Genomic DNA, 23,778 nt, shown 5'->3' with positions numbered 1-23,778 from the left:
CTTGGTGAGCCGTTACCTCACCAACTAGCTAATGCGCCGCGGGCCCATCTTATAGCGACAGCCGAGACCGTCTTTCAGTATTTCACCATGAAGTAAAATAGATTATTCGGTATTAGCCCCGGTTTCCCGGAGTTATCCCAAACTATAAGGTAGGTTGCCCACGTGTTACTCACCCGTCCGCCGCTAACGTCAAAGGAGCAAGCTCCTTCTCTGTTCGCTCGACTTGCATGTATTAGGCACGCCGCCAGCGTTCGTCCTGAGCCAGGATCAAACTCTCCATAAAAGAAATTTGATTAGCTCAAATTGTTTTGCTGGCATCATGTTTGATGTCCAAAATTTTGTTTCGTTCACTAACTCAAGGTTAGTTACTAAAAACTTTATTGATTACGTTTTGCTTGTTCAGTTTTCAAGGTTCATATTGTCGCTTCTAAGCGACAACTTCTACATCATACTATACAAAAGTATGAATGTCAATAAGTTTTTTTGGAGCGGGTGATGAGAATCGAACTCACGACATCAGCTTGGAAGGCTGAGGTTTTACCATTAAACTACACCCGCGATATGAATAATATTTATTTAAAATGGCGCGCCCGACAGGAGTCGAACCCATAACCTTCTGATCCGTAGTCAGACGCTCTATCCAATTGAGCTACGGGCGCATATATTTGATAAATCGACTTGGTGCGGCCGAGAGGACTTGAACCTCCACGGGGTTGCCCCCACTAGGCCCTCAACCTAGCGCGTCTGCCGTTCCGCCACGACCGCATTCGATTAGTAACTTTCTCATTGTACTACGTTAATCTGAAAAGTCAACTTTTTTCTTAAAGAGATGAGCCATGAAGGACTCGAACCTTCGACCCTCTGATTAAAAGTCAGATGCTCTACCAACTGAGCTAATGGCTCGTATTAAGAAATGAATGGCTGGGGTACTAGGATTCGAACCTAGGCATGACGGAATCAAAATCCGTTGCCTTACCGCTTGGCTATACCCCAATAAGTGGCGGTCCCGACCGGGATCGAACCGGCGATCTCCTGCGTGACAGGCAGGCATGTTAACCGCTACACCACGGGACCAAAATTACTATATTTCCATAAATTGAAATAATGAAATGACCCCTACGGGATTCGAACCCGTGTTACCGCCGTGAAAGGGCGGTGTCTTAACCACTTGACCAAGGGGCCATGGCTCCGAAGGCAGGACTCGAACCTGCGACAACCTGATTAACAGTCAGGTGCTACTACCAACTGAGCTACTTCGGAATAATTCACATGTTTTGTCGTCGTTATCTTGTCGACTTTTACTATTATAGGGACATCTGCAGTAAACGTCAACCCTTTTTTATTATTTTTTTATTCAATTAGTTTCAAACGCCCTAAACACTTGCTACAGCAGTATTTCTCCACATTCATTCTGATTCTTCTTACATATGATTGTTGGCATTTTACACATGTATATGTATACAGTCGACGTTGTTTTTTGGAAGCCGTCTTCGGGATTTGTAAAACTGCACAAAAACGAGGAGCATTCACTTTTACTAATAGCTCTCGAAAATCTTTGTCTCGATGCTGATAACCTTTGCCTTCCAAATGTAAATGATAATGACATAATTCGTGTCGAAGTATCCCTTCTACTTCACTAATACCATACAATTCATAGGCTTTTGGGTTAACTTCAATATTATGCGATTGTAAAAGATAACGTCCACCAGTTGAACGTAACCTTGAATTAAAATAGGCTCGATGCATAAACGGCTTCTGGAAACTATCTAATGATATTCGACTAACAAGATGTTGAAGTTCCTCATTGTTCATATCTATATCACCTCTAACAACAAGAATACCACACTGTATAGTATAGACAGTGTGGTAAATTTTATCCCGCTTTAACAGGCAGTAATTTATCTGATCAATAAGTAGTAAAGGCAAGAAGTTAAGTGGGAGATTAACTTCCCGCAATAGTCTGATTGGTGAAGACTAATAATCAACAGGGTTCAAAAGAATCCCCGCTGATTAAAGTTTCACTTAATTACGCTTCGATAGTTTGATCTTTAGGAGGCAGCATCGTTAATGATATGCGCCCTTTATTGACATCTATTTGTTCTACCCAAACCGTCACAATATCACCGAGTGCAACAACCTCTAATGGATGTTTAATACGTCTTTTTTGTAATTTAGAAATATGCACAAGCCCGTCCTGCTTCACTCCAATGTCTACAAATGCTCCGAAATCAACTACATTTCTCACTGTACCTTGTAACTCCATCCCAACTTGTAAATCTTCCATTTTCAATACATCTGTTTTCAGTAAAGGCTGAGGGAATGCATCACGTGGATCGCGACTTGGTTTCATTAATGTATCCACAATATCCTTTATTGTGATTACTCCAACATCTAAAATGCCACTTAATTTTTCTTGATCTAGTTTTGCAATGGCTTCCTCGGCCTTTTGCGTCCCTAGCTCTTTTTTATCAATTTGTACAACCTCTAAAATCTGCTCTGCTACACTATAGCTTTCAGGGTGAATGCCCGTAGCATCGAATGCATTTTTGGCTCCTGGCACACGTAAGAAACCTATTGCTTGTTCATACGTTTTGGCACCAAGTCGCGGAATTTTCTTTAGTTGAGCACGAGTAGTAAATTGTCCATTTTCCTCTCGCACCTTCACGATATTCTCCGCAACCGTTTTAGATAATCCAGAAACGTATTGTAGTAGAGAAGCTGAGGCTGTATTAACATCAACACCAACTTGGTTTACAGCCGTCTCCACTATAAATGTTAAGGACTCATTCAATTTCTTTTGAGTAACATCATGCTGATATTGACCTACCCCAACTGCTTTTGGCTCAATTTTCACTAACTCCGACAGCGGATCTTGCAAGCGGCGTGCAATAGAAACTGCACTACGCTGTTCTACCTGTAAATCCGGAAACTCTGTACGGGCAACTTCGGATGCTGAATAAACAGAAGCTCCTGCTTCATTGACGATCACATAGGCAATATCTGTTTCAAGTTCATTCAATACATCCGCTATAAATTGTTCTGTTTCGCGTGAGGCAGTACCATTACCAATAGCGATTATAGTAATTGGGTATTTTGCTAAAATCTCTTTCACAATTGCTTTCGATTTTGCTACATCTGGTTTTGGCGGATGTGGATAAACGGCTGTAACCTCAAGCATTTTCCCAGTCTCATCTACAACAGCTAGCTTACAGCCTGTACGGTACGCTGGATCAACTCCTAATACATACTTCCCTTTCATTGGAGGCTGTAATAAAAGATTACGTAAGTTCTCAGAGAAAATATGAATAGCCTGCATCTCTGCTTTTCCTGTTAATTCATTTCGTAACTCTCGTTCTATAGAAGGCTGAATTAGACGCTTGTACGAATCCTCGATCGCTAGCTTTACTTCAGCAATTGCTGGAGAGGAACCTGTAGCCGGAATCCACTCCTTCCACATAATCATCAATACTCGATCTATCGGCACTTGAATTGCTACTTTTAAGATTTCTTCTTTCTCACCACGATTTACAGCTAAAATACGGTGTGGGACAATACGGTTTACAGGTTCTTCATATTCATAATACATTTCAAACACGTTTTTTTCGTCTGCATCTGCATCCTTCACGCTTGTAGCAAGTACTCCATCTTTCCAGGAATACGTACGAATTTTTTCACGGATTGCCGCGTCATCAGCAAAGCGCTCTGCCAAAATATCTCGCGCCCCAGCTAACGCATCCTCTACATTAGCAACTTTCTCCTCATCTACGAAGGCCACTGCTAATTTCTCTAAAGCATCATTACGATACTCTAATAGAAGATCCGCAAGAGGTTCTAACCCTTTCTCTTTCGCTATTGTCGCCTTTGTTCGACGTTTTTGTTTATACGGTCGATATAAATCCTCTACACGTTGTAAAACTGTTGCTACTTGTATCGCTTGTTCTAATTCAGGTGTTAGTTTATCTTGTTCCTGAATTAATCGTATAACCTCTTCTTTGCGTTGCTCAAGCTGCTGTATGTAATGATAACGATCCTCCACAGCTTTAATTTGCACTTCATCAAGGGAACCAGTAGCTTCTTTTCGATAACGTGCAATGAATGGCACGGTATTTCCTTCTTCTAATAATTTAATAACAGCCTCAGCTTGACCCGGCTTAACAGCTACATCCTTTGCAATGAGCTGTAACATTTGCTTTTGTTCCACATCATCACTACCTTTTTTCTTTTCATTTTACCATTACACTTTACTAAAAATGCAAAAAAATAGTCTACTCTAACGGAAGAGTAAACTATTTTATTCAATACGAAGAAACTATTTTCGCTAGCACTTCCTGCAAAGCTCATGCTATTGCTTGTATTTGCAACAACAACAGGAAAGCCCCTCTCGCTAAAATCTTTAAAGCGAGACACCATCTCTTTCTAAGATAGCTTCTTGTAATTTTTTTATTGCCTTCCTTTGTATTCTAGATACATGCATTTGAGAAACCCCTAATCGTTCTCCAACTTCTTTTTGAGTGAGTTGCTCTAAATATGTAAGCTGAATGATTTGTCTTTCTCTCTCATCTAAAATACTCATTGCTTCAGAAACAATCATTCTTTTATTAGTCATTTCATAGCCGTCATCTTCTTTACCCATAATATCAAATAACGTTACTGTACTACCGTCAGAATCCGATTCTATTGAATGATCCATAGAAAGAGCATGGTAACTACGGCTCATCTCCATAGCCTCTAACACTTCTCCTTCTGCTACTTCTAATTGATCTGCAATTTCCTTAATAGACGGAGAACGTTGCAACTCAACTGTCAACGCTTCAACTGTTGTTTTAATTCGTGGTCCTAATTCTTTTATCCGTCTTGGCACATGAACATCCCAAGTCTTATCGCGTAAAAAGCGCTTAATTTCTCCAACAATCGTTGGGACAGCAAATGCTTCAAAACTTCGACCAACATCAGGATTAAAACGTCTTATTGCACCTAGCAACCCCAGCATACCCACTTGAGTAATATCATCATAACTAGATTTACCATTCGAATATTTACGTGCAATGGACTCTACTAAATATCGATAATGAATCACTAAATTTGTTTGAGCGTCATCATCTTCCGTTGATTGGTACAGTGCAATCCACCTTAGTATATCTTCCTTAGACGAAGATTTAGGTAGTGATTCTTTCGACATTTTTCTCCACCTGCTCTCTAGCGACATACTTAGTCATGAAAACAGTTACGCCACCATCGTTATTTATCATCACCTCATCCATCAAAGTTTCCATTAAATAAAGCCCTAAACCACCTTCGCGAAGACCTGCAATACTCTCTTCAGGATGATACGGACCAATTTTCGATTTTATCTCATCAAAATTAAAACTATTACCGTAATCTGCAATCATCATTTCTAGTTTATTTTCATACAGAGCGCACCCAATGACGATTTCTCCCTCTTCTTCGTCCTTATATGCATGATGTACAACATTTGTTACCGCTTCACTTGCAGCAATTTTTAAATCTTCAATATCATCGTAATTAAATCCAACTCGACTAGCTAAGCCAGAAACCGTCAATCGAATCACACTGACAAATTGCGGTTTTGCAGGAACCCTTATCTCAATATAATCAAATTCCTTCATTTTCGTAATTCCACCTTTTTATCAGTTTCAATATCCATTAAATCGCTTAAACCAGTAATTTCAAACAATCTTTTTAATCTATTCGATAAACCAACTAATTTAACTTTACCATTTTCGCGTAGCGTTCTTTTATAAAAGGCTACAAAGATACCTAGCCCTGTACTATCCATATAATTAACTTTTGATAAATTAAGTACTATTTCTAATCCTTCAGTAATTTTCACTGCCTCTAATTCTTCCCTTAGTCCTGAAGCAGTAAAAGTATCTATTTCACCCTCTACAAATCCGTATAGTTTATTATCAAGTTCTTTAAAGTGTATCGCCATGTCCATACAGCACACCTCCACCAATTTGTTAGACTAATTTTCTATTCCCGTAATTATTAAAAGTCAAACCTAAATAACTATTTTTTTATAATTGCAATTGTAAAATCATCTGATAGTTTAAAATCCTGTATTTTTTCAATTTGCTTATAAAGAAGATTACATAATTCTTGGGCTGACAAGTATTTATTTTCAAATATTAATGTTGTAATGATCTCTCGTTCATTCAATTCATCCTGCAATCTAAATTCCGTAACACCATCGGTCATCATGATTACGATGTCGTTTTCTTCCAAAGTAATTTCGTTATAAGAATATTTTGTTTCTGGCAACACCCCTAATAATAATCCCGTTGATTCCAAAGGGATAAATTGATCGCGTTCAGCACTGTAATGAAGAGCTGGTTCGTGACCTGCAGAAGCATAAGAAAAAGTGCTTTTTCGCATATCCAAACAACCGTAGAACATAGACACAAACATACTGTCGTCTACACTCTTTTCAATTACTCGATTAATGACCTCTAATACATATGAGGGATCTCTATATGCATAATCCAATGCCTCCAAACCATATTTTACCATAGACATACATAATGCTGCTGGAACACCTTTACCTACCACATCTGTCACAGCTACACTCAAATAATCATCTCGATTATATAAAAAATGGACATAATCCCCATTCATTTTCCGGATTGGAATAGATATCATTCCTATATCGATATTTAAAAGTTGTGGTACCTCTGTTTTAAGTAATGTACTCTGGATACTTGTAGCAATTTTCATTTCTATCTCATACTCAGCTTGTTTTTGTAATAAGCTTTGGTGCTCCCTATGAGCCATTCCATAATGCACCATCACTTCGATAAGAAAATCATATGCAAGCTGTTCTTCACTCATTCTACGTGGAAATAGCTTTTCAACTGCGTTTTTATGAATACTTACAACATCCTCTGGAGATATATTATTTTGGATTAACTGACGAGTGAAATTTTGAGCAATATACAAATTCTTTTCAGTTTGATCAGTCATATAATCTGACAAGATCTTTTTATATTGAGATTCTAATCGATCCAACAACTCCACATCCTAACGCAGCCATTTTTCAGCTCTTATCGTTGTTCCTTCACCAATAACCGATTGAATATTCATACTGTCCATCAATCGATTAACGCCTGGTAAACCTGCACCTAGCCCCCCTGAAGTAGAGTAACCATCCTCCATCACTTTACGAACATCCTCTATTCCTGGTCCTTGATCAGTTGCAATAACAATTATTTTTTTCTCTGTGTCTGACTCAAATTTTTCAATTTCAATGACACCTATCCTTGCATATAAATATATATTTCTAGCTAGTTCGCTTATAGCTGTGGTAATTCGAGCCTGATCAACAGTGTCAAATCCAAGCGCCTTTGCTTCGTCACGCCCCAGTTGTCTTGCTGCTACAATATCCCACTCAGTAATAATCTCAACCGAAGACTTAATTGTCACTGCTGTCCCCCCAATTCCTTTCGGAGTTATACACTTACACTTTTTTCGACCTACTTAGCTAAATACTTTAAATATTTTAATTATATTAAAGATTCTACCTCAGCGAAACGGTTGCTGTCGCTAAGTTTGTATTTCACAGAAAAAATTTTATTGCTGTAGTTTTACTTTCGCACAGAAAAACAGTTGTGCTGAAAATGAAGGTGAAATTCTATGCGATATATTTTCTTAAACCTCTCAATCCTTTTTCAAAAGTCGATGCTAATTTTAGATCTTGAATATACCTCAAGTCTATGAGCACCATTTTTGAATAACATTTTAATAAGTATTTTGGGGGAACAATACAAAAAAGCATCGAGATGAAAACATCTCGATGCCGCTATACACATATGTATATCAAAATTTAACAAGCCCTAAACTAATCATCAATGCACCATCAACTTTCTCCATCAACGCATGGTCAAGTTGTGTAATACGATCTGTCAATCTTGACTTATCAATCGTCCGCACTTGCTCGAGCAGAATAACCGAGTCACGTTCAAAACCATACTTTTCAGCATTAATTTCGACGTGCGTCGGTAATTTTGCTTTCTGAATCTGTGCAGTAATAGCTGCGATGATGACAGTCGGACTAAATCGATTTCCAATATCATTTTGAATAATCAGCACCGGCCTAGTGCCCCCTTGTTCGGACCCAACTACCGGCGATAAATCTGCAAAAAAAACGTCACCACGTTTTACATTCAAAGTGTCATCCCCCGCTAACGAGACGCTCCACTGTATGTTGTGCTTCATATTCTGCGTGCAAGCATTCACTTGCAATACTCAGATTTATATGAGACATTTCAACATATCCTTTCATCATAGCTTCCCGTATTTGATTTGGTTGCTCCTGCATTAAAACTTTGCGCGACAAAATACGCGCAAAAGATTCACTCTCAATTACTTCCTTTGTTTGTAGAAACAGTCTATCCTGAACAGCAATTGTAGCTTCTCTTAACTTTTTCTCGTACACAGCAAGCACCTCCAACGGAACCATCCACTTTTCATTACTACCCATTCTACCATTGAAAGATATCGTTGAAAAGACACGAAATGACAAAATATCTGACAATTTAAAGTCCAAGTTGTAAAAATATGTAGGTTGTCGAAGGTATATGCCGACTCATTCACCTTGCAATATGTCACAAATTATGAATGGCTCATCTACTCGGTAATTTAAACATATTGATTAGTAAGTAGTTATTCACCAAGTTGTTTAGTTGCTCTGATAGAATTCATTTGTCCTATAATCAATTATGCCTCGGCATAATTGATCTCGATTTTAATTTAGAGTTAAATGTATAATCTAGGAACCCTCGCTGTAATAATACATGGTACTTCATAATTAATGGTTTCTAGCTTCGCTGCCCATTCATTCATTGAAATAACATCCTGGCCTTGATGACCAATGAGTGTTACTTTCTCACCTATAGCATATGCTTTTGGCAAGGCAACCATACATTGGTCCATACAAATTCGTCCGACAATCTGCATTCTTTGACCATCAATTAGTACTTCTTGTCCGCCTAATTTACGAATCACTCCGTCCGCATAGCCTATTGGTATCGTACCAACCCACATATCCGATGAAGCCGTAAAAGTAGCACCATAGCCTACTGAATCACCTGCTTGTAACTGTTTAACATGAACAAGCTCACTTTCAAGCGAAAACGCCGGCTGTAACGAGAATGGTAAAATACCTTCTACATAAGGCGATGGTGATAATCCATACATTGAAATACCATATCTGACAGCATCAAATTGTAAATGTGTATCTTTTACTAAGGATGTAGCTGTATTTGATGCATGAACAAGTCTAGGCTTTTCAGGCAATACTGACACACATTTTTCAAAAAATTGCACTTGTCTATCGAAGTAAGAGGCATCTTCTTCATCTGCAGTCGCAAAATGTGTGAATATTCCATTAAGCTCTACATTTACTGTATTCTTTATTGTTTGATATAGTTCCAATAATTCTTGTTCTGAACGAACACCAATTCTGCCCATTCCACTATCTACTTTTATATGTAGTCGTAAAGGGTTTACTTCATTAGCTATGAGCGGAGCAGCTTGCTGTACCCATTCACTAGCAAACGCCGTAAGAATTATGCGCTGCTTGGCAGCGTATGGCACAAACGAAATTGGAGAGGCACCTAATAATAGTATGTCCGGTTCTTCAAAATGTGCTCGAATATGTAATGCTTCATCAGGCGTTGCCACAGCAAGTATTGTTGCCCCTGCCTCGAGTGCCGCTTTTGCAACGGCTATATCTCCATGACCGTATGCATTTGCTTTTACGACAGCTATAATTTGAACATTAGGTTGAAGTAGCTTTTTCAAATTTTTCACGTTTTGTTGAATTGCTTGTAAGTCTACAATTGCTTTGGTTGGTCTAAAATACTGCTGTATCTCCATTAGAATACCCTCTTTATATTTTATTAAAACAATATGTATTGATTAAATCACTTTCGCTCTACAGTTTTACCATAAGTTATTCTATTTTAGACTAATTTTCTACATAACTTTTATCATATATGACTTAACACTTTCTAAACAGTGTTAATATTCATCAAAACTGCACTATTTTTCTTAATAAGCTACAGCTTTCCATTTAGAAAGCTGTAGCTAGAGTAATTATTTCATACTACCTATCGTCATAGAAGTGGCAACTTGCACCATTTCTTCACGAGTCAATTTACTAGATGCTACAAAGAATTCGACGCCATCCTTTTCCCAGCTAATAGATGTATCTGTAATAGCTCCAATTGTAAAGCCTAAATCTACAGGATCACCAGGCGATGATACTGGCAACATTGCAGTCTGTTTCGTAACTGGTTGTTGCATAACTGTAAATGGCTTGTCACCGTCGAATGTTAAGATAACACGTTCCATGCCACCCTCTTGCATGACTTTCTCATCCACCATCTTCGTATTTCCTAAACTTACAACAGGGTAATGTGTTTGGAACTTTGTATTTTCGGCTTCTGCACTTACAGCTTGTTCCCCATCATTTCCATCCGGATTATTATTGCTCTCTTTATCGCCTTTATCCTTTTCTTCCTTGTTATCTTTTTCTGGCGATGTAGCGTTTTCCCCTTTTGGTTCATCTTTTTCTGTAAATTGCTCAACTGCATACTCTTTAGCCGCATGTTGAACACCTAATTTAATATTTTTAAATGTGATACGAATTTGCTCTTCTTTTACATCATTCATAATTACTACAGAAGTTGGAAGCATTGTTTTCTTATCAACTGTTATAACTTGATGAGGCATACTATTTTTATAGCTATTTCTAGTAGCCGCTTCAAATATATATGCTTTGTCCTCTTCTTTCATGACTAAATTTTTATCTTGAGCTAAATCTTCTGCTAGTGCACCTATTAAATAGGCTTGACTATTTTTCTTTGGCCAATCACTTTGGAATTTATACATTTTGTTTAATGTAGGTGTAACAACAAAAACGCCATCTGCATTTCGTACTATCATTTGTGAAACATCTTTCCCACTTTCTACAACTTCCACTCGATAGAAATCAGGTTTCGTATGCCAAACCGTTACATCATATTTTTTTGGATCCCCACCAGATTTAATCTCCATCGTAGCATTTAACTCATAACCATTGGTCTCTGCCCATTTCCCATTAACTTTCTTCAACACTTTTTCCTGTGAGTCTGTCCCACATGCCGATAGAAGTAATATCGTACAAAGTAAGACGAGCCATTTAACTATTCGGTTGCCCACGCTTTCACCCTTTCCTTCTTTCAAATCCACTACGACAATATATGAACGGTATTTGTCAGTTATGTCATTTGAACATGGGCAATATATTTATCTTCACTCAGAAATTAATTAACATGTGGTTGATTTCCGTTCCGACTAGGCGCTTTGTTGTTGTTGTTGTTGCTGACGCTTCGCTTTCGCACAGAGCAGAGCTTCCTGGGGGCGTCCGATGAGCCGCTTGGGGCAACAGATGTTTTTTGTGCGAAAGCGCAGTGCAACGTAGCGGCAGCAACAGATGTTTTTTGTGCGAAAGCGCAGTGCAACGTAGCGGCAGCAACAGATGTTTTTTGTGCGAAAGCGCAGTGCAACGTAGCGGCAGCGACAGGATGTTGGTCACGAAAGGCGTTATCACAGGACGTGATGTTCTTAGCCTTCGTTCCTCTATATGCTCGCTCTAGGGTCTCGGGTCAACAGATGTTTTTTGCGCGTAAGCGAAGTGCTAACGAAGCGGCAGCAGAGAGTTTTGTTTGTGTGAAAGCGCAGCGACAGCACCGATGTTGGTCACGAAGGCGTTATCACAGGATGTGATGCGCATAGCCTTCGTTCCTCTATTGCTGATTTCCAAGGAGTCACCCAGTCTCCACTACAATCAACTTATTTACATAGTAGAGTTTAACAAAGGTCATCCACAATTTTTGGTGATGAACCATTTTTTATTGTAATAATATTACTTGTGCTGCTGCGTATTGCTTAGAGTGTGTTATGCTTACAAAGCCATTTACAAGCTCTCCTTTAAAATATAAAACAGGATTACCAGCTTCCCCTCTTAAAACTTCAACATCATGAAGCTTACATTCTTCACCAATACCAGTTCCTAACGCCTTCGAAAATGCTTCTTTTACAGCAAATCGTCCAGCCAAAAATTCTATTCTACGAGTTTCTGTATGTGCATCAAACAAAACTCTTTCCCTTTCAGATAAAATGCGGTCTTTAAATTTATTTGTTCTCCCCATTGCTTTAATAATACGGTCAATTTCTACAATATCGAGACCAATTCCTTTAATCATTTGAACTTCTCCTTTTCCTATTTCTAAAAAGCCATGTATAATGATTGTAAATTGAGGTGGAGTTATGTTTAGTAGAACAGAAAATTTCAAGCAATATACAAAGTATTATCCTATTGTTTCAACATTAATAGCGGTTAATTTAATTATTTATGTAATAACTATTTTACCTGAAATAGGTGACTACGTATTGAATTACGGAATCCAAGTGAACTTCCTTGTTCAAACAGGTGAATGGTGGCGTGTTTTTTCTGCAATGTTTTTACATGCTAATTTTTTGCACGTTTTCTTTAATATGTTTTCACTGTATTTATTCGGACCAGAGCTTGAAAAAATTGCAGGTAAGGCGCGTTTTATTACAATCTATTTATTGTCCGGTATTGTAGGCGACATGGCAACCTATCTACTATATGATAGTAGCTATGCAAGTCTCGGTGCAAGTGGAGCTGTTTTTGGAATATTTGGTGCCTTCGGAGCACTTGTCTACTACACACGCCGTACAATGCCGATGCTTCGAAAACTTATATTACCGATCATTGTGATAAGTGTTATTATGACTTTTTTACAGCCGAATGTGAATGTCTATGCTCACTTGGGCGGTTTAGTAGCAGGGTTCCTTCTTGGACTCATCTACTTACATCCAAAAAGAATTATAAGCTGGCGTAAACAAAAGATGGCGGGTAAGTAATAGTTACAAAGTGGAGCCATTCTCTGATGATAAGCTTTCATCGAGGATTGCTCCTTTTATTTTTACGCTAGCGTTATATTCATTTTTTCATTTCATTTCCCAACCGTTTTAACTCTTGTCCATTTATGCCGCTAATTCACTTGATGATAGCCACTCCCGCAAGCTTCCCCAATAGCCTCCCGTTTGTAGGCCATTATTATTCACGTTTTGTTGCATCGTAGCTACATCCTCTACTTTTTCTATCACGCCCCCTTTTGTTTGATTAATTTTATTATAAACAGAATATTTGGGTATTTATAGGTAAAAAAGGATCATCATCTTAAATTGTTATTAATTCCCATCTCAACTATGTACTTTTCTAAGTTCCTCCGATTAGCCGCTTGGATCAACACAATGTTTTTTATGCGAAAGCTTAGTGTAAATGTAGCATCACGATGTTTGTCACTCATCTGCATATTGTTGCACTAGTAGGTATTTGGACACCACCACTCCTCATTCATCTCATCACCTTCAGAGGTAGGAATCTTCTACCGATAAGGACATCCGTTTTAACAATTGATTCATAAAAAAAGGCTAATCCCTCTTTAATTGTGAGGACTAGCCAAATTCTCGCATTCAATGTTCGTACCAAGATACTATAGTTTCGGCATCCTGCTGCTCTAAGTTTCGCACATTCCCTGTCATACCAGTCATGCCTGACATTACCGTCGCTTTTACAGACATAACATTCTTTCTTTTTTGGAAATACGTTTGAGTAGTCCCAATAGATTGAATGCGTTTTTTCTCCATAAAAAATGTAATACGACTGAACACACGATATTGCATAGTTAGTTGTTTTCCATCTATCATATAAGCAGCTGTTTTATGTTGCCAAATACCAATTAATATCGTTAAAGGAATTAACAATAGCGAAAGCAACCCGTACGGATAAAAGAAATAACTACATGCACCAATTATAGGTACAAGCCAAATGAAATCAATTCGGTAAAAAAATGGACGAGCTCGATTTGGCGAATGAATAAACTCTGGTCGCCAATTTACATCCGGGAAAATCTGCTCTAACGTTTCTAAACAATCCTGCTTCTGAATAAGTGGGAACAGCGCAATTTTTTTATCATTTCCCTCTTCACCATTTCCCCCAGCACTCTCAACAACAACTGTTGCAAAGCCAAATAATTGACGCAATGGATTTTCTACAATACGAATTGCCTGAATTCTATTTAACGGTATAGTAATTCGTTTTTTCTCAATTAGCCCTTTTGTAATAATAAGCTTTTCTTCTTCAATTCGGACTGTATATTCGTAATAATTGATCAGTGTAATAACAAATGACACAAACCACGCCACAATTAGGCTGAATATCACTGCCAGTGCAACTAAAAACGCACCAAATTTCGCAAAGTCAGCTAACTCGTGGAAAATTTCCTCGTACGGGATAATATCCGAAAGCTGAGAGATAATTGCTGCTACCCCGGACAGAACGACCCCAATTCCACCTGAAGTTGTAGCCAATATAAGTAAATCACGTATCGACATATGATAAATCATCGGTGCTAATACTTCCTCGGTTAGCGACTGTTCATTACTCATCTGTTCATCATTCATCTGTCCATTGGCTTTGTTCTTCGTGCGACGCATTTCCAGCTCTATTGCATCTGCCGCATCCTTTCTTATTGCCGTTAACTCTACCTCTGGCTTTCTATCCTTGCTTCCCGCGGTTTCAACTTGAACCTTTACTAAGCCAAATAGTCGATGAAAAATACCCTCATTGTAATTTAAGCTTTGAATACGTTCAAATGGGATGTAACGTTTCTTTTTAACGAACAAGCCATATTTTACACGCAATTCTCCATCTTCAAACCAATATACAAAGGTACGCCATTTAACAATGCCACTAACAAGCGCAAGTATAGCCCCTACTCCCCATATACCGAATAAGAAAACAGTTCGCCAAAAATTATCGCTATGGAAATTAAACGAGAAGTGAAAACCATTTGTTATAATAATAACAATTAACGGGAAAATCATACTTTTTAATGCTTTTGCACTTGAAATAACCGCCGATACTGGGTGTAATCGGTTAACTTCCTTAGACATCATCTTCTGCCACCCTTGCTAATTCCGAAATACGTGCACGAAGTCCATCCGCCTCTTCCATTACAAGGGCAGGAATTGTATGTACAGTTGCCGCCGTTGATATTGAAATATTACCTAAACCATATTTTTTTAATATCGGTCCTTGCGTCGTATCAACATGTTGTACACGCACCATTGGAATAAGTGTACGTTTAACAACGAATAAACCATGTTGCACTTCAATCTCACTTTCACGCACCTCATAGCGCCAGCGTTCCCATCTTACTTTCGGAAATAGATAAGCAGATAGGATGGCGCTAAGTATAACTACAACAACTGCAATGAAATAAATAAATGATGGCCACTCAAAATAATAAGTGCCATAGCATACTAAAGCCGCTATAATCAAAAGAATTATCGTTTGCAATACACCATATAAACGCCACACTGTTAACCCTTTCCTAGAAATCTTATGAATTGGTTCTGATCTCAAAATCGATCCCTCTCTTTCCTAATATATGTATACGTAACTAATTATCTTTTTGTTTCAAAGTTTTATCAACTTTGCCTTGGCGTTATTGTGCTGTCGTTTCGTACTTTAATATGGAATCCGCTAAAAGAAGTTAAAAAAACCTTACAGCCACTTTGACTGTAAGGTTTTATCATTTTGATGAAGATAAAATTAATCTTCGTGACGACGTGGGGCACGTGAACGACCTTGTCCACCTTCACGGCGACCTCCATCACGGCGTCCGCCTTCTCGACGATCTCCGCCACGTCCGCCACGACGATCTCCGCCACGTCCGCCATCACGACGTCCGTTAGAGCTACGGTTGCCGCCGCGTCCACGATCTCCGCCACGATTGCCAGAACGCTCACGACGCATTGGTAATGGACGTTCTTCAGTAATTGTTACTGGCGAGTCATCTGGCTCTTTTGTTAATGAACGAATTGCTGCAGCTACGACATCGATTGCATCATGGTTTTCAAGTAATTCTGTAGCAAGTGTACGATAATCACCTAAGTCGTTGTTCGCAATAAGACCTTCAAGTGTCTCTAAAGCTAAGCGTTGTTGACCTACTAAAGCTTCGTCAGTTGTAGGTGGACGAAGTGGTGTCATACGTTTTTTCGTTGTTTCTTCTACGATACGTAAGTAACCCATTTCGCGTGGCGTTACAAACGTTACCGCAAGACCTGATTTACCTGCACGGCCTGTACGACCAATACGGTGAACATAGGACTCAGGATCTTGAGGAATATCGAAGTTATAAACATGTGTTACACCAGAAATATCAAGCCCACGAGCAGCTACATCTGTTGCCACAAGAATATCAATTTTATTTTCTTTAAATTGACGTAATACTGAAATACGTTTTGCTTGGCTTAAATCACCGTGAATCCCTTCAGCAAGGTAACCACGAATTGATAACGCTTGTGCAAGCTCATCCACGCGGCGTTTTGTACGTCCAAAGATAATTGCAAGTTCTGGTTGGTGAACGTTTAATAAACGAGATAAAATGTCGAACTTTTCACGCTCAGCAGACTTCACAAAATATTGATCGATGTTATCAACTGTTAATTCTTTTGCTTTAATTTTTACGATTTCTGGATCATGCATAAATGTTTCAGCAATTTTACGAATTGCTGGTGGCATTGTTGCTGAGAACAGTAATGTTTGACGTTCAGATGGGACGTTTTCTAAGATTGAATTAATATCATCAATAAAGCCCATGTTTAACATTTCATCTGCTTCATCAAGCACTAATGTTTGAACATCTTCTAATTTTAAAGTACGACGATTGATATGATCTATAATTCGGCCAGGTGTACCAACGATAATTTGTGGTTTATTTTTTAGCGCACGAATTTGACGGCCAATTTCCTGACCACCATAAACTGATAATAATTTCACACGTTTGTCATAACCAATTTTATAAAGCTCTTCCGAAACTTGAATTGCTAATTCACGAGTTGGAGCAATTACTAATGCTTGGATGTTAGGGTTTTTTGGGTCAATTTTTTCGATAAGTGGAATCCCGAAAGCGGCAGTTTTACCTGTACCTGTTTGCGCTTGACCTAATACGTCACGGCCTTCAATTGCAAAACGAATAGTACCTTCTTGGATTGGTGTTGCTTCTTCAAATCCCATACGCTTTACAGAACGTAATGTAGATTCGCTAATATTTAATTCTGAAAAATTTGTCAAACTTCTCAATCTCCTTTTTCTGCTTTTAAGTTGACAAATGGTTACATTTTCAGATGAAGTTGTCGGCAAATTCGAGCCTGTGTTGTGGAACGTTTCCGTTACTTAAAAATTCTCTCTATATGATGGTCACATAGAGCTCTCTTATATGAAAAGGAAAGCCCGGTCTTTACCGAGCGGTTTGATTCTGTCGTAATTATTCACTTTAGAATAAAACCGTTGTGTTCAAAAAAAAGTACTCTTCAATCAAATATGAAGAGTCTTCGCACAAAATGTATCCATTGCTTACACTAGTCTAACACGGGATTAAAACGTATGCAACGATAACGCATGAGTCGTAATAATCTGACTACTTTACAAACTCTTTAAAAATGACAAAACGTTAGAAAACCATTCAGAGCAATCTTCGCCATAACAAATATGGTGCTTGCCATTATCAGATAAATACAAGGTTTTTTCGTTCGAAGTTAATTGATCAAATAAAAAGCGCGCAGTATGATAAGGCACAATTCCGTCTAATTTCCCTTGTACAATATACACCGGAATTTTAATATCTTTATAATACGGCTCCACCATTCGAACAAGCTTCATGAATTCTATCGTTGAGGATAGTGGCACATGATTAAACTTATGCCGGTATCGTAAAAACAGCTCATTATTAGACAAATTACGATGATATGCCTCAGTTGCCAGCATTTTAAAATCTTTGACCAGTTGCTTCGGACTCACATATTTGGCAGCAGCGCTTAGTAATACAAGCTTTTTCACTTTATACCGCTTGGCTAAATAGAGCGCTATAATGCCCCCCATTGAAAATCCAACTACTATTACTTCATCTACTTTTTTGGCAAGAGCACGAAAAGCGATCTCGGCATCCATTAACCAATGCTTAGCAGTGAAACCACGCATTTGTAATTCTTCTCCATGCCCTGACAAGGTAGGTTCTTCAATGAGCCAATTTGTATGCGTTCGTAAATAGGTAGTAAAAGGTTCTACTTCATAAGGTCCGCCTGAAAATCCATGTATACATAACACACCTACTGACATTCTTTCACCTCTTAATGTGTAACTCATATAAGTCGATGAATGAAAGAAAGAATCGGTGAGAGAATGTCCCACCGACTCCTTGTTTCATCACTTCGTAAATGCACGTAAAATCGTTTCTAACTTCATACCACGAGAGCCTTTTAGTAAAACGATAGACTCCTCGTTAGCTTGCTGTAGTTTTTCGATAATTGGCGTATAATCATCCTCTACATATAACAAATGGTCCTCATTAAATCGCTCTTTTAAAACTTCATTTAAATAACCCATTCGTGGGCCAAATAAACATACATAGTCGATTTCTTCTGCACGAATATCCTTCGATAAATCTTCATGGAAACGCTTTTCATTTGGTCCAAGTTCAAGCATATCACCTAGCACAAGCCATTTTTCTGGGCGAATCGTTGTCGATGCAACAAATTGAATAGCTGCCTTTACAGAAGTTGGTGCAGCATTGTATGCATCATTAATAAATAACGCCCCATTTGATCCATTCACTTGCTGCATGCGCATATCCGTAAGAGCTACTTGTTTTAAGGATGTACGAATTTGGTCATCATTTAAACCTAGCTGTTGTGAAATTAACATGGCAACTAATGTATTTTTCACTTGGTGCTTCCCTAGGACCGAAATAAAGAAATCTCCTTCAATCACACCATGCGTAGAGAAGCTACTACCATCAGCAGTTGCTTCAATATTGTCAGCATACAATAGATTGCCCTGCTCTAAGCCAAATGCCACGGCCTTTAACTGCTGCTCTTTCTCAACTAGTTCTTGAAGCAGTGGTTCATCTCCATCATAAAACAGCACTCCATCTGGTTGCATTCCTTGGATTATTTCAAATTTGGCTTTAGCGATTCCAGCACGTGACCCTAAATCTTGCATATGAGCTTCGCCAATGTTTGTAATCACTGTCATATGTGGACGAGCAAGTTCCGTTAAAAACTCAATTTCACCAAAACCACTCATACCCATTTCTAGTACGGCAACATCAGTATCTTCATCTAGCTGTAATACCGTAATAGGTAAACCTAGCTCATTATTAAAATTCCCGATTGTCTTTTGTACTTTAAAAAATGGTGTGAGCGTTCCTGCTAAAATATCTTTCGTCGATGTTTTACCATTTGAACCAGTAATGCCAATAAACTTCGCCTTATGCTCACTGCGATAGGCACGTGCCATTTGCTGAAGCGCCACTTCTGGATCATCTACAAAGAGTAATGGTACACCTTGAGGTGGATTCGGTTCATCTTTCTGCCAAAGAGAAGCTCCTGCTCCTTTCTCAATAGCCTGCAGAACGAATTTATGACCATTGGCCTTCTCACCACGAAACGGAACAAACAAGTCCCCTTGTTGTATTGTTCTAGTATCAATGGAAATTCCTGATACGACCGTGTCACCAAAAGCTGGTACTTCTTCATTTAACCATGTAGCTAACTGCTTTAATGTTTTTTTCACAATAATCCCACTCAGTCTTTTTTATAGTGAAGCTGTTGTTTTTCTTCAAAACGCTCAATCGCTAAAGTAATCAGACGATTAATAAGCTCTGGGTAGCTTACATTTGTATGTTGCCAAAGTAGTGGATACATACTTACCGGTGTAAAACCTGGCATTGTATTCACTTCGTTAATATAAATGCTGTTATCGGCCGTCACAAAAAAGTCCGCACGAACTAAACCGCTTCCATCAATAGCTTTGAACGCACGTTTAGCTAGCTCCTGTAAATTAGATACTGTATCCTCAGTAAGCTCTGCTGGAATAATAAGGACTGTTGAGCCATCTTTATATTTAGAGTCATAATCATAAAATTCAGTGACTGGTTTAATTTCACCGGGTACAGAAACTTCCGGGAAATCATTTCCTAGCACAGCAAGTTCAATTTCACGAGCGATTATACCTTGCTCAATTACAATTTTACGATCATACTGTAAGGCTATTTCGATAGCCTTCACTAATTCATCACGATTTGTTGCCTTGCTAATTCCAACACTAGATCCTAAGTTTGCAGGTTTCACAAACATCGGCCACTCCAGTTTTTCTTCGCAACGGGCAAGTATAGCCTCCTGTTCATTAGCCCATTCACTACGAATGAAATACGTATATGGAACTTGTGGTAAGCCGGCAATTTCAAATAATTGTTTCATAACTACTTTATCCATGCCAGTTGCTGATGCTAATACACCATTCCCTACATACGGTAAATTTAGAACCTCAAGTAAACCTTGAACAGTTCCATCTTCACCATTAGTACCGTGAAGTAATGGGAAAATTACATCGAATTGTACGGATTTACCATTTTTATCAATTAAAAAATCTGTAATATTATTTTCTAAAATAGTGGCATTATCACCAAATTGTAATTCTTCAATTGTACTTGCAGGTTTTTTTAGACGCTCACCGCGGCGCCATTCCCCTTCAAGGGTAATGAAAATCGGATATACTTCATACTCCTCGAAATTCAAAGCTCCCGTGACTGCACGTGCTGTCGATAATGACACCTCATGCTCGGCTGACTTTCCACCGTATAATAAACCGATTCTTTTTTTCATTTTTGTGCCCTCCACATACTTCTTGAGTACTATTAGTTTATCATGAAACGTCTTTATAAATGACATCAATTTCGCCTAGCCGTAATTGTAGCTGACGCTCTGCTTTCTCTACAAAAAACATCTGTAGCTGTCGCTAGGCAAAACATGAAAACAATTACTTAATGACGTTAAAAATCTCACCGTTATTTTGACGGTGAGATTTAGTGTATATTCATTCTACTACAAATGAATAGATCAATTATGCCTAGGCATAATTGCGTCAGGAATCAGCTTTGTGCTTAGGCCTGCGTGACGCAGGTCAGTTAGCCGTTATCGCATGGTTGCGATGATTTCAGGCTAACATCTTTTTACCCGCTGAAAGAAGTTAAATAATATAAATCAATTCATCGTGCTCATTTTTCAAGATTGTACTTTTTAAATCATCCCATACCTCATCCGGATAGGAATACTCTGACAGATTGCGAATTTCGATACCGTAAGCTACTTTAGGCTTTTCAATTCTATACAATGATAACAGTGCCCCATCTTTAGTAAAAGAACGATAGGCACGCAAAAATTCCGGTGAAATAGCAGGAATACTCGATTTCACCTTCCGTCGCCAAAAACCAGTGCTACGTTCCTTTTCACGAATCAAACTGTTCAAAACATTAGCAAGGAGTAAATCGGAATCACTTAAATGGCGAAAATAAACTTTAGTCATTTTCTCTAAATCTGAAGAATAATAGACAAATCGATTTTGTAATTTATTAAAAAATGGCGAAGTAATCGGTTCCTTTTTATGACTTATGTAAAGCAGCTCTCCTTGTTCCATCGGTGTTAGTTGGTCTAGCCTCTTCTCATCCATAAAGTCTATCCAACATAATTCTTTGGATTCTGTAGCTTTTTTTACAAACTGAGGTACTTCCTCTTCTGATACATAATCGAACTGTGTATGCATATTAAAGGAACCATCTTCATAGGAATGTTTCAATAACAGTAAGTGATGCAGCGGTTCAAGTGCAGCCACAAATTGCGAGAATTTAAGCCCGCTAAAAACAACAAATTTATCGACCTCATTCATATGAACATAAATATGATACATAAAATCGTCAGCTGACTTCAATTTTTTAGCCACAACCATCACCCCATTCTTCACTATATTATAAAACTAAACTTGAATTTTTTGAAACATTTTATGTTAATAATCGTCATAACAATATTCACAGGCGTAAAAGTGTTTTTTACGTTATAATATGAATGTTAAAGATGCAATTGCATATATGTTATTTAACTACTCGGAATGAGCACATTTAGTACGAATATAATTCTATTCATTTCTTACAAATATTTGAGAGGATCCTAAATCAAAAGCAAGTATTAAACCCCTATTTTCGGTTTGATAATCGCCTCTTGAGGATTCATCATATATATTTGGTAGTATATTGAATCTGAATTAATTTAAATCAAATTTACTCATTAAGAGATACTATTTTGATATAGGTGGCTTGTATGGAAAATAAACGAAATTTCGCGAATCGTTTTGACTGGACGCTCGCTTTTATACTTCTTTGCTTTCTAGTCATAAGTTTGTTAGCCATTTCGTCGGCGCAAACATCAGGTCAGTACGGCGTTAACTATGTTCCTTTACAATTGCGATGGTACGTCATTTGCTCAGTAATTATTGGAGTAGTTATGTTTTTTGAACCTGACCAATATAAAAAATTGTCTTGGTATATGTACGGTGGGGGCATCTTCTTATTAGTACTGCTTATTTTCATGCCAGAAGGTCCAGGACAAATCGGTGCAAAAATTAATGGTGCAAAAAGCTGGTATCATACACCACTTGGAAATATTCAACCTTCTGAGTTTATGAAAACCTTCTACATTTTAGCACTTGCTCGACTTATTAGTAAGCACCACGAAGTTTATACTTTTAAATCCATAAAAACGGATTTCATATTGCTAGGTAAAATTATTGGTACGCTATTATTACCTTTAGCTCTTATTCTGAAGCAACCTGACCTTGGTTCAGCCTTAGTATTCTTCGCCATTACGGCTGCTGTTGTCATTGTAGCAGGTGTATCATGGAAAATTATTTTACCAACTTTTTTAGGTGGCGCAATGGTAGGTGGTTCTTTTTTATGGATGGCACTCTATATGCAAAGTTTTTTAGAGAACACATTCGGCTTAAGACCATATCAGTTTGCTCGAATCTATTCTTGGTTAGATCCATATTCATATTCTTCTAGTGATGGATACCATTTAATTACCTCCTTGAATGCCATTGGTTCAGGTGAGATTTTCGGTAAAGGCTACCGCGGTCGTGAAGTTTACGTTGCCGAAAATCATACCGATTTTATTTTTACAGTTATCGGAGAAGAATGGGGTTTTATTGGCGCTAGTATCGTTATTTGTTTATTCTTTTTATTAATCTATCATTTAACAAAAACTACCCTATTATTAAAAGATCCATTCTCAACATATGTATGTTCTGGTATTATCGCAATGATTACATTCCATGTACTTGAAAATATCGGTATGACTATTCAGCTATTACCTATTACCGGAATTCCCCTACCGTTTATCAGTTATGGGGGAAGTTCATTGATGGGGAACGCTTTAGCCATCGGTCTTGTCTTCAGTATGCGTTTCCACTACCGTACTTACATGTTTACCACTCACGATGATGACGATTAATTGTGGATATAAAAAATGGGTAGCCTCATTAAGAGACTACCCATTTTTATTTGTAAAACGAGTTAAGCTTGAACTTGCGGTGTTTGCGTTGGTGGTGTGAGCACTTTTAAAAGTTCAAGTCGAGACTTTGTTACAGTGGCTGTTACACCCAACTTAGATAAATTCGAAACAATCTTTTTCAAATCTACTTCTTTTGTCATACATTCCACCTCAATCTTTCCTCGAATTTATATAACGTTTTATTTCCAAAAAAGTTTCATTTTTGCAAAGCGTATGATG

23 protein-coding genes, 8 tRNA genes and 1 rRNA gene are annotated in these 23,778 nt (G+C 38.1%); 2 read left to right on the top strand and 30 right to left on the bottom strand.

All coding sequences use genetic code 11. From position 1 onward, the window contains the following. From ABE34_RS07910 to acpS, 21 genes are all read right to left on the bottom strand, one after another. Nucleotides 1-283: ribosomal RNA gene (locus ABE34_RS07910) — 16S ribosomal RNA — on the bottom strand; the annotation flags it as partial. A 201-nt stretch (nt 284-484) separates the two neighbouring features. Next, a tRNA-Gly gene (locus tag ABE34_RS07905) sits at nt 485-558 on the bottom strand. Nucleotides 559-582: 24 nt separating this feature from the next. Then, nucleotides 583-659, bottom strand: a tRNA-Arg gene (locus tag ABE34_RS07900). A 20-nt stretch (nt 660-679) separates the two neighbouring features. Then, a tRNA-Leu gene (locus ABE34_RS07895) sits at nt 680-765 on the bottom strand. A 65-nt stretch (nt 766-830) separates the two neighbouring features. Next, nucleotides 831-903, bottom strand: a tRNA-Lys gene (locus tag ABE34_RS07890). A 15-nt stretch (nt 904-918) separates the two neighbouring features. Further along, a tRNA-Gln gene (locus ABE34_RS07885) sits at nt 919-993 on the bottom strand. Nucleotides 994-998: 5 nt separating this feature from the next. After that, a tRNA-Asp gene (locus ABE34_RS07880) sits at nt 999-1,074 on the bottom strand. 36 nt (nt 1,075-1,110) lie between these two features. After that, a tRNA-Glu gene (locus ABE34_RS07875) sits at nt 1,111-1,182 on the bottom strand. A gap of 1 nt (nt 1,183) precedes the next feature. Then, nucleotides 1,184-1,260 (bottom strand) — tRNA-Asn (locus ABE34_RS07870). Nucleotides 1,261-1,350: 90 nt separating this feature from the next. After that, the gene (locus ABE34_RS07865; protein WP_197141553.1) at nt 1,351-1,812 is read right to left on the bottom strand and encodes a SprT family protein; all 462 of its coding nucleotides are present in this window, start codon (nt 1,810-1,812) and stop codon (nt 1,351-1,353) included. Between the two features lie 214 nt (nt 1,813-2,026). Beyond that, the gene (locus tag ABE34_RS07860; RefSeq protein WP_346655536.1) at nt 2,027-4,201 is read right to left on the bottom strand and encodes a Tex family protein; all 2,175 of its coding nucleotides are present in this window, start codon (nt 4,199-4,201) and stop codon (nt 2,027-2,029) included. A 192-nt stretch (nt 4,202-4,393) separates the two neighbouring features. Beyond that, a complete protein-coding gene (sigB, locus tag ABE34_RS07855; protein ID WP_197141551.1) occupies nt 4,394-5,179 on the bottom strand; it encodes an RNA polymerase sigma factor SigB in 786 nt (261 codons plus the stop codon). Next, on the bottom strand, nt 5,157-5,627 hold the full coding sequence (gene rsbW, locus ABE34_RS07850; RefSeq protein WP_197141549.1) for an anti-sigma B factor RsbW: 471 nt from the start codon (nt 5,625-5,627) through the stop codon (nt 5,157-5,159). The genes sigB and rsbW overlap by 23 nt, the downstream gene beginning before the upstream one ends. Next, nucleotides 5,624-5,959 carry an STAS domain-containing protein gene (locus tag ABE34_RS07845; RefSeq protein ID WP_197141547.1) on the bottom strand — a complete coding sequence of 112 codons (336 nt, stop codon included), beginning with the start codon at nt 5,957-5,959 and terminating at the stop codon, nt 5,624-5,626. Before ABE34_RS07845 ends, rsbW begins: the two co-directional genes overlap by 4 nt. A gap of 71 nt (nt 5,960-6,030) precedes the next feature. Beyond that, nucleotides 6,031-7,026: a PP2C family protein-serine/threonine phosphatase gene (locus tag ABE34_RS07840; protein ID WP_197141545.1), complete on the bottom strand. Its 996-nt coding sequence runs from the start codon at nt 7,024-7,026 to the stop codon at nt 6,031-6,033. A gap of 12 nt (nt 7,027-7,038) precedes the next feature. Next, nucleotides 7,039-7,440, bottom strand: a complete 402-nt coding sequence (locus ABE34_RS07835; RefSeq protein WP_197141543.1) for an anti-sigma regulatory factor — start codon at nt 7,438-7,440, stop codon at nt 7,039-7,041. Nucleotides 7,441-7,833: 393 nt separating this feature from the next. Next, nucleotides 7,834-8,184, bottom strand: coding sequence for a type II toxin-antitoxin system PemK/MazF family toxin (locus ABE34_RS07830; RefSeq protein ID WP_049663446.1), 351 nt, complete (start codon nt 8,182-8,184; stop codon nt 7,834-7,836). Between the two features lie 4 nt (nt 8,185-8,188). Then, nucleotides 8,189-8,452 carry a hypothetical protein gene (locus ABE34_RS07825; protein WP_049663444.1) on the bottom strand — a complete coding sequence of 88 codons (264 nt, stop codon included), beginning with the start codon at nt 8,450-8,452 and terminating at the stop codon, nt 8,189-8,191. A 320-nt stretch (nt 8,453-8,772) separates the two neighbouring features. Further along, nucleotides 8,773-9,894 (bottom strand): alanine racemase, encoded by a 1,122-nt coding sequence (gene alr, locus ABE34_RS07820; protein WP_197141541.1) that lies wholly within the window; start codon nt 9,892-9,894, stop codon nt 8,773-8,775. A gap of 219 nt (nt 9,895-10,113) precedes the next feature. Beyond that, nucleotides 10,114-11,220 (bottom strand): LolA family protein, encoded by a 1,107-nt coding sequence (locus ABE34_RS07815; protein ID WP_079562540.1) that lies wholly within the window; start codon nt 11,218-11,220, stop codon nt 10,114-10,116. 692 nt (nt 11,221-11,912) lie between these two features. After that, entirely contained in the window at nt 11,913-12,266 is a 354-nt protein-coding gene (acpS, locus tag ABE34_RS07810) for a holo-ACP synthase (protein WP_079562539.1), read from the bottom strand. Between the two features lie 64 nt (nt 12,267-12,330). Here acpS and ABE34_RS07805 point away from each other — a divergent pair, with 64 nt between their 5' ends. Next, nucleotides 12,331-12,951 (top strand): rhomboid family intramembrane serine protease, encoded by a 621-nt coding sequence (locus ABE34_RS07805; protein ID WP_197141539.1) that lies wholly within the window; start codon nt 12,331-12,333, stop codon nt 12,949-12,951. A 123-nt stretch (nt 12,952-13,074) separates the two neighbouring features. On the opposite strand, the gene ABE34_RS25410 is transcribed toward ABE34_RS07805, so the two are convergent. The 8 genes from ABE34_RS25410 to ABE34_RS07770 all read right to left on the bottom strand — a co-directional run bounded on the left by ABE34_RS25410 (nt 13,075) and on the right by ABE34_RS07770 (nt 21,943). Beyond that, on the bottom strand, nt 13,075-13,197 hold the full coding sequence (locus ABE34_RS25410) for a hypothetical protein (protein ID WP_276569485.1): 123 nt from the start codon (nt 13,195-13,197) through the stop codon (nt 13,075-13,077). Nucleotides 13,198-13,566: 369 nt separating this feature from the next. Further along, nucleotides 13,567-15,048 carry a PH domain-containing protein gene (locus ABE34_RS07800; RefSeq protein ID WP_197141557.1) on the bottom strand — a complete coding sequence of 494 codons (1,482 nt, stop codon included), beginning with the start codon at nt 15,046-15,048 and terminating at the stop codon, nt 13,567-13,569. Continuing rightward, nucleotides 15,041-15,520 carry a PH domain-containing protein gene (locus tag ABE34_RS07795; protein ID WP_197141537.1) on the bottom strand — a complete coding sequence of 160 codons (480 nt, stop codon included), beginning with the start codon at nt 15,518-15,520 and terminating at the stop codon, nt 15,041-15,043. The genes ABE34_RS07800 and ABE34_RS07795 overlap by 8 nt, the downstream gene beginning before the upstream one ends. Before the next feature lie 189 nt (nt 15,521-15,709). Then, nucleotides 15,710-17,233: a DEAD/DEAH box helicase gene (locus tag ABE34_RS07790; RefSeq protein WP_197141535.1), complete on the bottom strand. Its 1,524-nt coding sequence runs from the start codon at nt 17,231-17,233 to the stop codon at nt 15,710-15,712. Nucleotides 17,234-17,584: 351 nt separating this feature from the next. Then, nucleotides 17,585-18,277 carry an alpha/beta hydrolase gene (locus ABE34_RS07785; RefSeq protein ID WP_197141533.1) on the bottom strand — a complete coding sequence of 231 codons (693 nt, stop codon included), beginning with the start codon at nt 18,275-18,277 and terminating at the stop codon, nt 17,585-17,587. A gap of 87 nt (nt 18,278-18,364) precedes the next feature. Then, the gene (locus tag ABE34_RS07780) at nt 18,365-19,732 is read right to left on the bottom strand and encodes a UDP-N-acetylmuramoyl-tripeptide--D-alanyl-D-alanine ligase (protein ID WP_197141531.1); all 1,368 of its coding nucleotides are present in this window, start codon (nt 19,730-19,732) and stop codon (nt 18,365-18,367) included. Between the two features lie 11 nt (nt 19,733-19,743). Then, a complete protein-coding gene (locus tag ABE34_RS07775) occupies nt 19,744-20,823 on the bottom strand; it encodes a D-alanine--D-alanine ligase (protein ID WP_197141529.1) in 1,080 nt (359 codons plus the stop codon). 364 nt (nt 20,824-21,187) lie between these two features. Next, nucleotides 21,188-21,943, bottom strand: a complete 756-nt coding sequence (locus ABE34_RS07770) for a hypothetical protein (protein ID WP_197141555.1) — start codon at nt 21,941-21,943, stop codon at nt 21,188-21,190. 368 nt (nt 21,944-22,311) lie between these two features. Between ABE34_RS07770 and ABE34_RS07765 the strand changes: the two genes are divergently transcribed. Beyond that, on the top strand, nt 22,312-23,499 hold the full coding sequence (locus tag ABE34_RS07765; protein ID WP_197141527.1) for an FtsW/RodA/SpoVE family cell cycle protein: 1,188 nt from the start codon (nt 22,312-22,314) through the stop codon (nt 23,497-23,499). A 62-nt stretch (nt 23,500-23,561) separates the two neighbouring features. On the opposite strand, the gene ABE34_RS07760 is transcribed toward ABE34_RS07765, so the two are convergent. Then, entirely contained in the window at nt 23,562-23,699 is a 138-nt protein-coding gene (locus ABE34_RS07760) for an Lmo0850 family protein (protein WP_004232019.1), read from the bottom strand. Nucleotides 23,700-23,778: the final 79 nt, after the last annotated feature.

This window comes from Lysinibacillus sphaericus (genome assembly GCF_015844675.1).
GTDB classification, from domain to species: Bacteria; Bacillota; Bacilli; order Bacillales_A; family Planococcaceae; genus Lysinibacillus; species Lysinibacillus sphaericus_E.
The sequence above is the reverse complement of the archived record's forward strand: the minus strand, read 5'-3'. Positions and strand labels throughout refer to the sequence as shown.